Genomic DNA, 14,728 nt, shown 5'->3' on the forward strand with positions numbered 1-14,728 from the left:
GAGTGCGAGCACGCCGTACATGGTCGCGGACATGGGCAGCTCGCGGTGGGTCTCCTCGACGGAGGAGTACAGGGTGGCCAGAGACGACGACATGGCGCACAGCCTACCCGTCGGGTCCGCACCCGCCCGCGAACACCCCGCCCGCGGGCGGGGCCGACACCAGCCACGACGCTGTATGCCGCGGGGCCGGCTCCGGGGCACCCACGCCGTACGCTGGGACCATGCCGCCCGAGCTCAGCATCGTCATCCCCTGCTTCAACGAGGAGGATGTCCTGCCGCTGCTGGTGGAGCGCCTGCGCCCGGTGGCCGACGGTCTCGAGACGCCGTACGAGGTGGTCGCGGTCGACGACGGCAGCACCGACACCACCGCGGTCGTGCTGCAGCGGCTCCGCCGGGACTGGCCCGAGCTGCGCGTCGTGCGGCTCCGGGCCAACGCCGGGCACCAGGCCGCCATCTCGGCGGGTCTCGCCTGCGCGCGCGGCGACTACGTCGTCACGCTCGACGCCGACCTGCAGGACCCTCCCGAGGTCATCCCCGACATGCTCGCGGTCGCACGCGCCGAGCGGGTCGACGTGGTGTACGGCGTGCGGTCCGACCGCTCGACCGACTCGGCCTTCAAGCGGATGAGCGCCCGGGCCTTCTACCGGGTGATCCGCGCGCTGTCCGGCACGCACGCGCAGAGCGACGCCGGCGACTACCGGATGATGTCGCGCGCCACGGTCGAGGCCGTCAACGCCCTGCCGGAGCACAACCGGGTCCTGCGCTTCATCGTGCCTGCCCTGGGCTTCCCGTCGGCGTCGGTCTCGTACAGGCGCGACGAGCGAGCCGCCGGGCGCTCGAAGTACCCGCTGGCGAAGATGGTGCGGCTGTCGATCGACAGCGTGACCGGCTTCTCGATCGCCCCGCTGCGGGCCGCGACCTGGCTGGGCCTGACCGGCGGGCTGGCCGCCGTGGGGCTGCTGCTCTACGCGCTGGTCGCCCAGACGCTGGGCCACACGCTCCCGGGCTGGACGTCCACCGTCGTCGCCGTCTCGGCCGTCGGGGCGGTGCAGCTGCTGTGCCTGGGGATCCTCGGCGAGTACGTCGGCCGGATGTACGCCATGATGCAGGCGCGTCCCACCTACTTCATCGCCTACGACTCGCTGACAGGCCCGGCGACGACTGCCGACGAGGCGCTGCCGGCGGGTCCCGCCACGACCGGTGCCGCGTCGCGACCCGACACCCCGGCGAGCCCCGCCGGACAGGAGCCCGCTGCGGCTCCGGCCGCTACCGACGACGCGCCGTCACGAGCAGCGTCACGCCAGGCATCCGTTTGACCGGCAGGTAGCGCTCGGCGGTCACGACCGCGCGCAGGCCGAGGTTGACCGCCGGGTGCAGGTCGTCGAGGTCGCTGCCGGTGCTCGTGCGGCGGCGCAGGGCCACCACCGGGCGCAGCAGGACGTTCCACGAGGTCATCGACTCGACCTCGAAGCCGCCCCGCTCGAGCACGTCACGCAGCGTCACCCGCGTGTAGCGGCGGACGTGGTCGACCGCGACATCGTGCTCGGACCACAGCCGCGGGTCCGCCGGCACGGCGACCAGGAACGTCCCACCGGGCCGCAGCACGCGGTGCACGTCGGCCACCGCGGCATCGTGGTCGAGGATGTGCTCGAGGACGTCGAAGGCCACCACCAGGTCGAGGCTGCCGTCCGGCAGCGGCAGCGACGTGGCGTCGGCCCGCAGGACCGGCAGACCTCGGTCGCGGGCGACCTCGGCGCCCTCCGCGCCGTACTCGAGGGCGACGACGGACCACCCCGCGTCGCGCAGGACCCGGGTGTTCCCTCCCCCGGCGGCGCCGACGTCGAGGGCCCGGCCGGGCTGCATCCCCCGGAGGGCGCGTCCGAGCAGGTGCCGCCGCTCGCGGTACCACCAGTGGGTGTCCTCGAGCGCGGCGAGCTTGCGTACCTCAGTGCCTTCCACGGGCGCTCATCCTGCCACGCGCCCGGCGGCCTCCCGACGCCGCAGCGCCCCGACACCACGACGCCCCGCCGCGGCTCCACGACACGGCGGCTGGGGGGCGGCCGACGCCGTCAGGCGCGGACCTGCCCGTCTCCCTCGACGACCCACTTCGTCGTCGTCAGCTCCGGCAGTGCCATGGGGCCCCGGGCGTGCAGCTTCTGCGTGGAGATCCCGATCTCGGCCCCGAAGCCGAACTCGCCGCCGTCGGTGAAGCGGGTGGAGGCGTTGACCATCACAGCGGCGGCGTCCACCTCGCCCGTGAAGCGCCGGGCCGCCGCACGGTCCTCGGTGACGATCGCCTCGGTGTGGCCCGAGCCGTAGGTGCGGATGTGCTCGAGCGCCGCGTCGAGGTCCGGCACGACCCGCACGCTCATCTCGAGGGCGAGGTACTCCGTCGCGTAGTCCTCCTCGGTGGCCACCTCGTGCGGCACCCCGGCCCCCTCGGCGGCCGCACCGGACGCCTCGTCGGTGTGCAGCACCACGCCGGCAGCGCTGAGCTCCGCGAGGACCTTCGGCAGGAAGTCCGCCGCCACGGCCTCGTGGACCAGCAGCGACTCGGCGGCGTTGCACACGCTGGGCCGGTGCGTCTTGGCGTTGACGGCGATGGCCAGCGCCTTGTCGAGGTCGGCTGAGGCGTCGACGTAGACGTGGCAGTTGCCGACGCCGGTCTCGATGACCGGCACCGTCGACTCGGTGACGACGGTCTGGATCAGGCTGGCGCCTCCGCGCGGGATGAGCAGGTCGACCAGCCCACGAGCCGTCATGAGGGCGCGCACCGCGTCGTGGCCGCCGCCGTCGAGCAGGCAGACCGCATCGCCGGGAAGACCGCGGGACTCCAGCGCCCCGCGCAGCACGGTGACGAGTGCCCGGTTGGTCGAGGCGGCAGCCGACCCGCCGCGCAGGATCACGGCGTTCCCGCTCTTCAGGCCGAGCCCGGCAGCGTCGACGGTGACGTTGGGGCGGGCCTCGTAGATCATCCCGACGACCCCCATGGGCACCCGGACCTGCCGGATCTGCAGTCCGTTGGCGAGCGTCGAACCCCGGACCACCTCGCCCACGGGGTCGGGCAGTGCGGCGATGTCGCGCAGGGCCTGGGCGACGGCGGCCACCCGCGGGGCGTCGAGGGTGAGCCGGTCGAGCAGACCTTGCGCCATGCCCGACGCGCGTCCGCGCTCGAGGTCCTCGGCGTTGGCCGCGATGATGTCGGCGGCAGCAGCCTCGAGGGCGTCCGCCATCGCGAGGAGTGCGGCGTCCTTGACCGCCCGGGACAGCAGCCCGACCCGGCGCGAGGCGGCGCGGGCAGCCGTCGCGAGCTCCGCGACCTGGGCGACGGCGGCGGGGTCGATCATCGAGGGCACGGACATGCCCCCAGCGTAGGCCGCCGTGCCCGGCATGCGGACGTCCGTCCCGTCCCCCGGACCGCAGCCGGGGCCGTGACCCGGCACGCGGCATACCGGGTCGCCCGGGGCTGGTTGAATGCCGGGGTGAGCATCCTGTCGATCCAGTCCTCGGTCGCCTACGGCCACGTCGGCAACAGCGCGGCGGTCTTCCCGCTGCAACGCCTGGGGGTCGAGGTGTGGCCGGTCCACACGGTGCACTTCTCCAACCACACCGGCTACGGCCAGTGGCGCGGTCCCCTGCTGCCCGCCTCGGACGTGCGCGAGGTGATCCGGGGCGTCGAGGAGCGCGGAGCCTTCCCGGGTATCGACGCCGTGCTCTCGGGCTACCAGGGCGGGGAGGACATCGGCGACGTGATCCTCGACGCGGTGGCGCGGGTCAAGGCCGCCAACCCCGACGCGGTCTACGCGTGCGACCCGGTCATGGGCAACGCCAGGAGCGGCTGCTTCGTGCACCCCGCGATCCCGGTGCTGCTGCGTGAGCGGGTCGTCCCCGCTGCCGACGTCATCACCCCGAACCAGTTCGAGCTCGGCTACCTCACCGAGACCGAGCCGCGGACCCTCGAGGAGATCCTGGCCTCGGCCGACCTCGCCCGGAAGATGGGGCCGTCGACCGTGCTGGTCACCAGCGTCGAGCGTGCCGACCGCCCCGACGGCACCATCGAGATGATGGCGGTCACCGGTGACGGGGCCTGGATCGTGCAGACGCCGCTGCTTCCCTTGAAGGCCAACGGTTCCGGCGACGTGACGGCGGCGCTGTTCACGGCCCACCTGCTCTCGACCGGCCGGCCCGACGTCGCGCTCGGGCGCACGGCGTCGAGCGTCTTCGACCTGCTCCAGACGACGCTGGACTCCGGCGAGCGCGAGCTGCAGCTGGTGCAGTCCCAGGAGACCATCGCGCACCCCGGGATGCAGTTCGAGGTCCGCCAGGTGCGGTGAGCCGTCTCCTCCGACCGGACTCCCGAGCTAGAGGATGACCAGGTCGTCGCGGTGGACGACCTCGCGCTCATAGCCCGGGCCCAGCTCGCGCGCCAGCTCGTGGGTGGTGCGGCCCAGCAGCTCCGGCAGCTCGGCGGAGCTGTAGTTCACCAGGCCGCGCCCGATCACGGCGCCCTCCGGGCCGCACAGCTCCACGGCGTCGCCGTCGCCGAAGACGCCGATCACCTCCGTGACGCCCGCAGGCAGCAGCGAGGTGCGGCGCTCGACGACCGCGCGCACCGCCCCGGCGTCCAGCATCAGCCGCCCCCTCGGGGTGGTGGCATGGGCCAGCCACAGCTTGCGGGAGGCGCGTCGCGACCCGGTGGGCACGAAGAGCGTCCCGACATCCCGGCCGTCGAGGGCCTCGCGGGCCTGGGCGGCGCTGGTCAGCAGGGTGGTGATGCCAGCGGAGTTCGCGATCGAGGCCGCCTCCACCTTGGTCACCATCCCGCCGCTGCCGATGGCCGACCCGGTGCCTCCGATACGGACGTGGTCGAGCCCGAGGCCGCCGACGACGAGCGGCACGCGCTGGGTCCCGGGCTGATCGGGCGGGCCGTCGTAGAGGGCGTCGACGTCGGTGAGGAGGACGAGGGCGTCGGCGTGGGCGATGTGCGCGACCAGCGACGCCAGCCGGTCGTTGTCGCCGAACCGGATCTCCTGCGTCGCCACCGTGTCGTTCTCGTTGACGATGGGCACGATCCCGAGCTCGAGCAGCCGGTCGAGGGTGCGCTTGGCGTTGGTGTAGTGCGAGCGGCGGGTGACGTCGTCCGCGGTGAGCAGGACCTGGCCCACCGTCAGCCCGTGGGCCCCGAAGGCGCGTTGGTATGCCGCCACCAGGGCTCCCTGCCCGACACTTGCCGCCGCCTGCTGGGTGGCGAGGTCCCACGGGCGCTTGGTCAGGCCGAGCGGGGCGATGCCCGCCGAGATGGCACCCGAGGACACCAGCACCACGGAGGTGCCTTCGAGGCGCCGCTCGGCGATGACGTCGACGAGGGCCCGCAGGCGCTCCTCGTCGAGGCCTCCACCGTCGGCCTCGGTCAGTGACGACGACCCGACCTTGACGACGAGGCGCCGAGCCGAGACGACGTCGCGGCGCCGGTCTGCCGCGCTCACTCGCCGCTCACTCGCCGCTCACTCGTCGTCATCGTCGTGGGCGGTCGCCCAGTGCCCGGCGCGGCGCTCGGCAGCGAGCTCGTCGCGCGCCGCCGACCTCGCGGCCCGGCGGTCGGCATAGTCGGCGCGCTTCTGCTCGCGCGTCGGACGGCTCGGCTCCTCCAGGCGCAGGTCCGTGCCACGGGGGCCGGCGAGCAGCTCGGCTCCCGCCGAGAGCGTGGGCTCCCAGTCGAACACGACGGCGTTGTCCTTCGGCCCGATCACGACCGTCGCGCCGGCCACGGCACCGGCCTCGAAGAGCGCCTCCTCGACCCCGGCGCGGTTCAGCCGGTCGGCGAGGTAGCCGACCGCCTCGTCGTTGGAGAAGTCGGTCTGCCGGACCCAGCGCGTCGGTCGCTCGCCCTCGATGCGGAACACCTCGCCGTCGGGGGTGTTCTCCCGCACGACCCGGAAGCCGGTGTCGTCGACCGCCTTGGGCCTGATGACGACTCGGGGCGCCTCGACGACCTCGAACTCCTTGCGGTGGGCGGCGACGTGGCGCGCCAAGGCGTAGGTGAGCTCCTTGAGCCCGGTGCGGGCCACAGCGGAGACGACGAACACCTCGACGCCCCGTGCCTCGAGGTCCGGCCGGACCATCTCGGCGAGCTCGCGCGCCTCGGGCACGTCGGCCTTGTTGAGCACCACGATGCGAGTGCGTTCCGCCAGCGGCCGGCCGCCGAGCGAGTCGTCGGGCACGTACTGCGCGAGCTCCTCCTCGATGACGTCGAGGTCGGTCATGGGGTCGCGTCCGGGCTCGAGCGTGGCGCAGTCGATGACGTGGACGAGGACCGAGCAGCGTTCGACGTGGCGCAGGAACTCCAGCCCGAGGCCCTTGCCCTGGTGCGCGCCCGGGATCAGCCCCGGCACGTCGGCGATCGTGAACCGCTCGTCGCCGGCGACCACGACGCCGAGGTTGGGCACGAGGGTGGTGAACGGGTAGTCGGCGATCTTCGGCTTCGCGGCCGACAGCACCGAGACCAGCGAGGACTTGCCCGCGGACGGGAAGCCGATCAACGCGACGTCCGCGAGCGACTTCAGCTCGAGCACCACGTCGAGCGCTTCGCCCGGCTCGCCGAGCAGCGCGAAGCCGGGGGCCTTGCGTCGCTGCGAGGCGAGCGCCTTGTTGCCGAGGCCGCCCCTGCCGCCGGCAGCGACGACGAACTCGGCGTGCTGGCCCACGAGGTCGGCGAGCACCTCGCCGTCGGCGGCCTTCACGACCGTGCCCTCGGGGACGGGCAGGACGAGGTCCTCGCCGTCGGCGCCGTTGCGCTCGTCGCCCGCACCGGGCTTGCCGTTGCTGGCCTTGCGGTGGGGGTGGTGGTGGTAGTCGAGCAACGTGGTCGACTGCGGGTCCACCCGCAGGATCACGCTGCCGCCGCGGCCGCCGTTGCCGCCGTCGGGGCCGCCGAGCGGCTTGAACTTCTCGCGCTTGACGGATGCCACGCCGTGGCCGCCGTCGCCGGCGGCGACGTGCAGCACGACGCGGTCGACGAAGTTGGCCATGGTCTCTGCTCTCTGTCTGGGGGCGACCCGAGTCTAGGCCGCTGTCCCTTTATCGGGTGACCCGAGAAAGGGGCGCTTCACCCCGGGAAGCACCTCGGGTGAAGCGGCTGCTTATCGGGTGACCCGATAAAGGGTCGGGAGGGGAAGTGCGAAGGGGGCGGGCCAGATCTGGCCCGCCCCCACGCGTGGAGGTCAGCTGCGCGCGGCCCGGCCGCGCGCGACGTCACTCAGCGGAAGCGGTCTCCACCGGGACGATGTTGACGACCCTGCGGCGGCGCTTGGTGCCGAACTCCACGTTGCCCGCGACGAGCGCGAACAGCGTGTCGTCGCCGCCACGGCCGACGCCGTCACCGGGGTGGAAGTGCGTGCCGCGCTGGCGGACGAGGATCTCGCCCGCGTTGACCAGCTGGCCGCCGAAGCGCTTGACGCCGAGTCGCTGTGCGTTGCTGTCACGACCGTTGCGGGTCGAGGACGCACCCTTCTTGTGTGCCATGTCAGTACCTGCCTTTGCTGTCTAACGAAGTTGAGGTGGGCGCGGAGGCTCAGGCCTCGATCGCGGTGACCTTGACCTGGGTCAGGTGCTGACGGTGGCCCTGGCGCTTCTTGTAGCCGGTCTTGTTCTTGTACTTCATGATCGTGATCTTCGGGCCCTTGGCGGGCTTGACGACCTCGGCCTTGACGGTGACCTTGGCGAGCTTGTCGGCATCGCTGGTCACGGTCGAGCCATCGACCACGAGGAGCGGCGTGAGGTCAACGGTGTCGCCGGCCCGGGCGGTCACCTTGTCGATGATGAGGACGTCGCCGACCGACACCTTTTCCTGTCGGCCACCAGCGCGAACAATCGCGTACACAGTTGATCTCACTTTCGTCTTACGGGGGCACGCGCTCTCTGTCTGGACCGTCCGATAGCGACCCGCGCTTGACATGACTCAAGCCGCGGACATCAGAGCGGTGGGCGCACCGAGGGTCAAGAGTACCGGGTGTGCCGCCCGCGCTCCAAACTCGCGCGGGCGGCATACCGGCAGGTCAGGCGGCGCCCGTCAGGGTGCGGTCGCGGGGGCGGGCTCGGCCGTCGCGGCCGGCGTCTCCCCCGCCCCACCCTTGGGGGGTCCGGCGGGTGCGACGACCCTGCCGCGCTTGCGACGCCGGGGGGCGGGCTCGGCCGGTGCCACCGGCTCGGACGCGCGCGCCGGTGCCGCCGGCGCGGGCTCGGTGACCGGGCCAGCGGGAGCCTCGCCCGTGCGGACCTCGGGTGCGGCAGCGCGGGCCTCGGCGGCCTCGGCCCCTGCCGGGGTCTGGTCCTCCGCCTCGACGACCTCGAGCACCGGCTGGTCCTGCGCCGGGGCCTCCTCGCCGTGGGTTGCGCCGTGGCCGGAAGTGCTCTTCAGCGCGGCAGCGTGGGCGGCGGCCGCGATCTGGGCGGGGGTCGGACCCGAGGGCGCCGGCGGGGCGGGCTGCGCCTGGCTCGGCTGCGCCTCGCCGCCACCCTTGCCGCGGCGGCTGCGGGAGCGCTGCTGCTGCTGCGCGGAGCCCCCGCCGGACTCGCCGCTGGAGGGCTTGTCGACCGGCTCGGCGTGGACGATGATCCCGCGGCCGTTGCAGTGCTCGCAGCTCTCGGAGAAGACCTCGATGAGGCCGCTCCCGACCCGCTTGCGCGTCATCTGGACCAGACCGAGCGAGGTGACCTCGGCGACCTGGTGCTTGGTGCGGTCGCGGCCGAGGCACTCGAGCAGGCGCCGGACCACGAGGTCGCGGTTGCTCTCGAGCACCATGTCGATGAAGTCGATGACGATGATGCCGCCGATGTCGCGCAGCCGGAGCTGGCGGACGATCTCCTCGGCCGCCTCGATGTTGTTCTTGGTGACGGTCTCCTCGAGGTTGCCGCCGGAGCCGACGAACTTGCCGGTGTTGACGTCGACCACGGTCATCGCCTCGGTGCGGTCGATGACGAGCGACCCGCCACTGGGCAGCCAGACCTTGCGGTCCATGGCCTTGGCGATCTGCTCGTCGACCCGGTGGTGGGTGAAGAGGTCCTCCTCGGAGGTCCACTTCTTCAGCCGCTCGGCGAGGTCGGGTGCGACGTCGTTGATGTACTCGCTGACCTCGGACCACGCCTGGTCGCCGGCGACGACGAGGGAGGTGAAGTCCTCGTTGAACACGTCGCGGATGACGCGGACGGTCAGGTCGGGCTCGCCGTGCACGAGGGCCGGCGCGCCGCCGGACTTGGCCTTCGACCCCGACTTGGCGTCGGCCTTGGACCTGATCCGCTCCCAGGTCTTGGTGAGCCGCTCGACGTCGGCGCGCAGCTCCTCCTCGCTGGCGCCCTCGGCGGCGGTGCGCACGATGACCCCGGCGCTCTCGGGCACGACCTCCTTGAGGATCTGCTTCAGCCGGGCGCGCTCGGTGTCGGGCAGCTTGCGGGAGATGCCCGTCATGCTGCCCTCGGGCACGTAGACGAGGTAGCGGCCGGGAAGCGAGATCTGCGAGGTCAGCCGGGCACCCTTGTGGCCGATGGGGTCCTTGGTGACCTGCACGAGCACGGTGTCGCCCGACTTCAGGGCGTTCTCGATGCGCTTGGGCTGGTTGTTCTCCAGGCCCGCGGCGTCCCAGTTGACCTCGCCGGCGTAGAGGACGGCGTTGCGGCCCTTGCCGATGTCGACGAACGCCGCCTCCATCGAGGGCAGGACGTTCTGGACCCGGCCGAGGTAGACGTTGCCGGCCATCGACGCGTTGGTCTCACGGCTGACGTAGTGCTCGACCAGCACGCCGTCCTCGAGCACGCCGATCTGGGTGCGGCCGTCTCGCTCGCGCACGACCATGGTGCGCTCGACGCTCTCGCGTCGCGCGAGGAACTCCGCCTCGGTGATGATCGTGCGGCGACGGCCCGCCTCGCGGCCCTCGCGGCGCCGCTGCTTCTTGGCCTCGAGCCGGGTCGAGCCCTTGACGCTCTGGGGCTCGTCGCGCTCCTTGCGGGGCTCGCGGACCTTGGTGACGACGCCGGGCGCGTCCTCACCCTCGGGAGCAGAGCCGCTGCGGCGCCGACGGCGGGTGCGCCGGCGGCTGCCGCCCTCGCCCTCCCCCTCGGCCTCGCCGGGCTCGGACCCGCGGTCCTCGCCACCCTGCTCACGGGCCTCGGCCTCGGTCTCGGGTGACTCCGTGCCCTCGTCGGTGGTCTCCTCGCCGTTCGACCCGCCACGTCCGCGGCGGCCCTTGCCGCCACGGCTGCGACGACGGCGACCGCGCGAGCTCTCGGCGCCCCCCTCCTCGCCCTCGGGCTGCTCGGCGGCCTGGCCGGCGGCTCGCTCGGCGCCGGCGGCTCGCTCGGCGCCGGCATCCCGCTCGGCGCCGATGTCGGCGCGACCCTCACCGCGCTCGTCGCGCTCGTCGCGCTCATCCTCGGCGGCCTCCGGCTCGGGCCGTGCCTTCGCCTGGCGACCGCGCCGACGCGGCTCGGGGGCGATCGGCTCGGGAGCCTGGAACAGCAGGCCGAAGCCGGGGGCCACCGGCTCTGCAGGAGCATCCGCGGCGGGCTCCGTGGCCTGCTCCGCGAGGTCCTCGAGCTCGGCGTCGGTCGCGGCGGCTGCCGACGTCACCGGTTCGCCGGTGACCTCAGGAGCACCGCCGGTCTCGGGCACACTCGCGGCGGCCTCGGCCGGCTCCGCGGCGGGGGCAGCCTTCTTGGCGGCGCGCTTGGTGGTCTTCTTGGCGGTCTTCTTCGCGGCCCTGCGCCGGGGCGCCTCGGCGGGGCCTGCCTCGCTCCCGGCCTCACCGGCGTCGGGCGACCCGGCGGCACCCGCCTCGGGCTCCGCTGTGGCTGTCGCCTGCTCACCAGGCGCTCCGCCGGAGCCACCCCCGGTCTCGACCACGGGAGGGGCGGCGGGCGCGGGGGCTGCGGCCTTCTTGGTCGCCCGACGTGGGGCGCGCTTGCGCGCCGGTGCCGGCTCGTCGGCCGGGGTGGCCTGCTCGGCCGGGGCCCCGGCGGCGGCCGAGGCTTCCGATGCGCCCTGGGTGGCTTCGTCGGCCGGGAACTGTTCGTCGCTGGATGCCATGTGGCGTCCTTCCGTCACCCACGGGGCGAGGGCCACACCCGAGCGGTTGTGCCGCTCCGATCAGCACCGTGGTGCGCGGGTCGTGCCTCGTGCTGCCTGCGGGTGCCGACAACACGGAAGTCGATGGGGCTACACCCGCACGGCTCGCGCTGGGAGCGCGGCACCGGTCAGGTGCCGGCGGCGTCCTTGTCGGCAGCCAGTGGATCGGCCACCCCAGCGGTTGCGGCCTGCAGCGGGCCCTGCGCCAGCCGGGTCACCAGGGGTGGTGTCGGCGGCGCGAGGTCAGCGACTGCTCGCAGCGCGGTCAGAACGTCGTCGGGGCGAACGGCAGGTGTGGTGTGCCGTACGACCACCCGCAGTATCGCACACCCTTCCCGTTCCGACGCTGTGCTCGTCAGCGACACGAGGGCGGAACGCACGTCGAAGGTCTTCGGCCCGGTCTTGAACATCCGGGTCACCTCGGCCCGCTCCCGGGCCATCAGGGTGCTGGCGGCGCGCTCGATCTCCTCCACCGGCAGGCCGGCGAACTCCATCACCCAGTCACTGGCCTCCAGCCGGTCCGCGAGCGCGCCCGGGCGTGCCTCGACGACCTCGAGGACGTCCAGCCCCTCGGGCAGGGCAGCGTCGAGCGCAGCCCGCACCGCCTCGGGGTCGACGCGTTCGGTCACCGAGATCTCGAAGTACTCGGCCTCGCTCGCCGTGCCCGTCGGTGCCGCGTTGGCATAGGAGATCTTGGGGTGGGGGTGGAAGCCGGCCGAGTACGCCATCGGCACGCCGGCCCGCCGGAGCGCCCGCTCGAGCGCCCGCTGGAAGTCGCGGGTCGAGGAGAAGCGCAGCCGCCCCCGCTTCGCGTAGCGCACCCGGAGCTTCTGGACGGCGGGGGCGGGCGGGGGTCCTTCGGGGGTGCGCTGGCGGGCCATGAGGGTCAAGCCTAAGAGGTATGCCGCGTTGCTCGGCCCCGGGCCGGGCCCCGCTTCGGCACGCCACGGATTTCGTCGTTGGAGACACTCGACGCTGTCGAGATCGTCGATGCAACGGGGCTTACACCGTCGACATCATGGCACTAGCCTTCCCTCCATGGTGACCCTCGACCGCACCCGGCTGGCTTCCCTCCTCGAAGCCGAGCAGGCGGCATACACCGAGCACCACCCCCGCAGCCGGGCGCTCTTCGAGGGGGCCGGGAACCTCTTCGGCCGGGTGCCGATGACGTGGATGAACATGTGGAGCGGTGGCTTCCCGCTCTACCTCGACCACGCGCGGGGGAACCGCGTCACCGACGTCGACGGGCACACCTACGTCGACTTCGCCCTCGGCGACACCGGCGCCATGGCCGGGCACTCCCCCGCGCCCACCGTCGCCGCGGTCACCCGCAGGATGGGCGAGCTGGGCGGGATCACGACGATGCTGCCGACCGAGGACGCCCAGTGGGTGGGGGCGGAGCTGACCCGGCGGTTCGGGATGCCACAGTGGTCCTTCACGCTCTCGGCCACCGATGCCAACCGCTGGGCGATCCGGCTGGCGCGGCTGGCCACAGGCCGCCCGAAGGTGCTCGTCTTCGCCTACTGCTACCACGGCTCGGTCGACGAGGCGTTCGCCCTGCCCGGCCCGGACGGCAAGGCCGAGAGCCGGCCCGGCAACGTCGCCCCGCCGGTCGACCTGGACCTCACGACGAGAGCAGCCACCTGGAACGACCTGGCCGGCGTCGAGGAGGCGCTCTCCCACGGTGACGTGGCGGCCATCCTCACCGAGCCCGCGCTGACCAACATCGGCATCGTGCTGCCGGAGCCGGGCTTCATGGAGGGCCTGCGAGAGCTGGCGACGCGCTACGGCGCGCTGTTGATGATCGACGAGACGCACACCTTCTCGGCGGGCGCCGGCGGGGCCACCCGCGCCTGGGGCCTCCAGCCCGACATCTTCGTCATCGGCAAGTCCATCGGCGGGGGCATCCCCTCTGGTGCCTACGGGATCACCGAGGAGGTCGCCGCCGCGATCACCCGGCACACCGAGGCGGGCGAGGCCGACATCGTCGACGTGGGCGGGGTCGGCGGCACGCTGGCCGGCAACGCCCTGTCGACAGCCGCCATGCGGGCCACTCTCGGCGAGGTGCTCACCGAGGACGCCTTCGCGCACATGACCACCCTGGCGACGGCGTTCACCGAGGGAGTGCAGGCCACCCTCGACGAGCTCGACGTGCCGTGGTCGGTCAGCCAGCTCGGCGCCCGGGCGGAGTACCGGTTCGCGCGCCCGGCCCCCACCACGGGCGAGGCCTCGGCGGCCGCCGCCGACGAGCAGCTCGACGCCTACATGCACCTGGCGATGGTGAACCGGGGCATCCTCATGACGCCGTTCCACAACATGGCGCTGATGTGCCCGGAGACCTCCCGCGACGACGTCGACCGGCACACGCAGGTGTTCCGAGAGGTCGTCGGCGCGCTCTTCCGCTGAGGCCTGGCGGCTCCTAGCCGGCACCACCCTGCGGAGTCCCCACCAGCTCGCGCAGGGCCCGGACCTGCCCGGGGTCGCCGAAGACGATGAGCGTGGCCCCGGCCTCGACGACGGTCGCCGGCGGCGGGTTGGGCACGAAGTGGCCCCGGCTCGGCATGCGGACGGCCAGCAGCTGGGCCCCCGACCGGCCGCTGACGTCGACCTGGCCCACGGACTGCCCTGCCAGCGGCGAGCCCTCCGGCACCCGGACCTGCTCGATCCGGTAGTCGAGCTCCTCGTCGTGCATCACGACGTCGAGGAACTCGGCGACGTCGGGATACAGCGCGAAGGAGGCCATCCGGCGCCCGCCGATGAGCTGGGGGTTGACGGCCCGGGTCGCGCCGGCGAGCTGCAGCTTGGCCTTGGAGTCGACGGTCCGGGCACGGGCCACGATCACGAGGTCTGGGCGCAACGCCCTGGCCGACAGGGTCAGGTAGACGGTGTCGGCGTCCTGTTCCAGCGCCGCGATGAGGGCGCGGGCACGGGCGATGCCGGCCTCCCGCAGCGTGTCGTCGACGAGGGCGTCGCCGACGAGGTGCGGGACCTCCACCCCGACCAGGCGCTCCGGGTCGCTGTCGATGACCACCACCGCGTGGCCGGTCGCCAGGAGGTGGGCGGCCGACGCGCGCCCGACCCGGCCGTACCCGCAGATGATGATGTGGCCGCTCAGGTCGGAGATCCGCTGGTCCATGCGACGCCTTTCGAGGTGCTCGCGCAGGTGGCCCTCGGTGACGGCCTCCACGAGGACCCCGAGGTTGTAGAGGACGGTGCCGACACCGAGCAGGATGAGCACCATCGTGAAGACCATGCCGGCGGCGCCGAGTGGCCGGACCTCCCGGAAGCCCACGGTGGCCACCGTCGTGACGGTCTGGTACATCGCCTCCAGGGGCGTGAAGCCGAGCACGACGTAGCCCACCGTGCCGATGACGATGACGGCCACCAGCGCCCCCACGGCGACCCTGACCCGCAGCAGCGCTCCCCGCCCGCTCGTCACACCGCCGAGCAGGGCGCGCCGCCGGGCGCTCACGCTGGGGGTGCGGGGAGCTGGCACGCGCTCATCCTGCCAGCGGACCTGCTCGCCCGTGCGGGATGGACTGCTAGACGCCGGCGGCGGCTCGGGACGCGGTGTGCCGGCGTGCCTTGAGGGCTCCGTCGACGCAGTCCCAG

12 protein-coding genes are annotated in these 14,728 nt (G+C 73.2%); 3 read left to right on the top strand and 9 right to left on the bottom strand.

The features are described from left to right. The first annotated feature begins 221 nt into the window (after window positions 1-221). The gene (locus VIB11_RS10285) at window positions 222-1,316 is read left to right on the top strand and encodes a glycosyltransferase family 2 protein (RefSeq protein WP_332030916.1); all 1,095 of its coding nucleotides are present in this window, start codon (window positions 222-224) and stop codon (window positions 1,314-1,316) included. Here the strand turns inward: VIB11_RS10285 and VIB11_RS10290 are convergent. Beyond that, a complete protein-coding gene (locus VIB11_RS10290) occupies window positions 1,267-1,959 on the bottom strand; it encodes a class I SAM-dependent methyltransferase (RefSeq protein WP_332030918.1) in 693 nt (230 codons plus the stop codon). The genes VIB11_RS10285 and VIB11_RS10290 overlap by 50 nt on opposite strands. A 110-nt stretch (window positions 1,960-2,069) precedes the next feature. Further along, window positions 2,070-3,362, bottom strand: a complete 1,293-nt coding sequence (locus tag VIB11_RS10295) for a glutamate-5-semialdehyde dehydrogenase (protein WP_332030920.1) — start codon at window positions 3,360-3,362, stop codon at window positions 2,070-2,072. Between the two features lie 120 nt (window positions 3,363-3,482). On the opposite strand from VIB11_RS10295, the gene pdxY reads away from it, so the two are divergent. After that, complete coding sequence (pdxY, locus tag VIB11_RS10300; RefSeq protein ID WP_332030922.1) at window positions 3,483-4,334, top strand: pyridoxal kinase PdxY; 852 nt, start codon at window positions 3,483-3,485, stop codon at window positions 4,332-4,334. A gap of 27 nt (window positions 4,335-4,361) precedes the next feature. Here the strand turns inward: pdxY and proB are convergent, their stop codons facing one another. From proB to VIB11_RS10330, 6 genes are all read right to left on the bottom strand, one after another. Continuing rightward, window positions 4,362-5,486 (bottom strand): glutamate 5-kinase, encoded by a 1,125-nt coding sequence (gene proB, locus VIB11_RS10305; protein WP_332030924.1) that lies wholly within the window; start codon window positions 5,484-5,486, stop codon window positions 4,362-4,364. A gap of 18 nt (window positions 5,487-5,504) precedes the next feature. Continuing rightward, window positions 5,505-7,028, bottom strand: coding sequence for a GTPase ObgE (obgE, locus tag VIB11_RS10310; protein ID WP_332030926.1), 1,524 nt, complete (start codon window positions 7,026-7,028; stop codon window positions 5,505-5,507). A gap of 223 nt (window positions 7,029-7,251) precedes the next feature. Beyond that, on the bottom strand, window positions 7,252-7,521 hold the full coding sequence (rpmA, locus tag VIB11_RS10315) for a 50S ribosomal protein L27 (RefSeq protein WP_332030928.1): 270 nt from the start codon (window positions 7,519-7,521) through the stop codon (window positions 7,252-7,254). Between the two features lie 49 nt (window positions 7,522-7,570). Further along, the gene (gene rplU / locus VIB11_RS10320; protein WP_332030930.1) at window positions 7,571-7,879 is read right to left on the bottom strand and encodes a 50S ribosomal protein L21; all 309 of its coding nucleotides are present in this window, start codon (window positions 7,877-7,879) and stop codon (window positions 7,571-7,573) included. 189 nt (window positions 7,880-8,068) lie between these two features. Beyond that, on the bottom strand, window positions 8,069-11,077 hold the full coding sequence (locus tag VIB11_RS10325) for an Rne/Rng family ribonuclease (protein ID WP_332030932.1): 3,009 nt from the start codon (window positions 11,075-11,077) through the stop codon (window positions 8,069-8,071). Window positions 11,078-11,244: 167 nt separating this feature from the next. Next, the gene (locus VIB11_RS10330) at window positions 11,245-11,997 is read right to left on the bottom strand and encodes a TIGR03936 family radical SAM-associated protein (protein ID WP_332030934.1); all 753 of its coding nucleotides are present in this window, start codon (window positions 11,995-11,997) and stop codon (window positions 11,245-11,247) included. Window positions 11,998-12,154: 157 nt separating this feature from the next. Here VIB11_RS10330 and VIB11_RS10335 point away from each other — a divergent pair, with 157 nt between their 5' ends. Further along, window positions 12,155-13,522: a transaminase gene (locus VIB11_RS10335; RefSeq protein WP_332030935.1), complete on the top strand. Its 1,368-nt coding sequence runs from the start codon at window positions 12,155-12,157 to the stop codon at window positions 13,520-13,522. Window positions 13,523-13,535: 13 nt separating this feature from the next. Here the strand turns inward: VIB11_RS10335 and VIB11_RS10340 are convergent, their stop codons facing one another. Then, entirely contained in the window at window positions 13,536-14,612 is a 1,077-nt protein-coding gene (locus VIB11_RS10340) for a potassium channel protein (protein WP_332030937.1), read from the bottom strand. Between the last annotated feature and the right edge of the window lie 116 nt (window positions 14,613-14,728).

The sequence above is a fragment of the Pedococcus sp. genome (assembly GCF_036554925.1).
GTDB lineage: Bacteria > Actinomycetota > Actinomycetes > Actinomycetales > Dermatophilaceae > Pedococcus_A.

Coding starts and splice junctions, on each gene's coding strand:
- VIB11_RS10285 (WP_332030916.1), top strand. CDS start 222: ATGCCGCCCGAGCTCAGCATCGTCATCCCCTGCTTCAACGAGGAGGAT.
- VIB11_RS10295 (WP_332030920.1), bottom strand. CDS start 3,362: ATGTCCGTGCCCTCGATGATCGACCCCGCCGCCGTCGCCCAGGTCGCG.
- obgE (WP_332030926.1), bottom strand. CDS start 7,028: ATGGCCAACTTCGTCGACCGCGTCGTGCTGCACGTCGCCGCCGGCGAC.
- rpmA (WP_332030928.1), bottom strand. CDS start 7,521: ATGGCACACAAGAAGGGTGCGTCCTCGACCCGCAACGGTCGTGACAGC.
- VIB11_RS10325 (WP_332030932.1), bottom strand. CDS start 11,077: ATGGCATCCAGCGACGAACAGTTCCCGGCCGACGAAGCCACCCAGGGC.
- VIB11_RS10330 (WP_332030934.1), bottom strand. CDS start 11,997: ATGGCCCGCCAGCGCACCCCCGAAGGACCCCCGCCCGCCCCCGCCGTC.
- VIB11_RS10335 (WP_332030935.1), top strand. CDS start 12,155: ATGGTGACCCTCGACCGCACCCGGCTGGCTTCCCTCCTCGAAGCCGAG.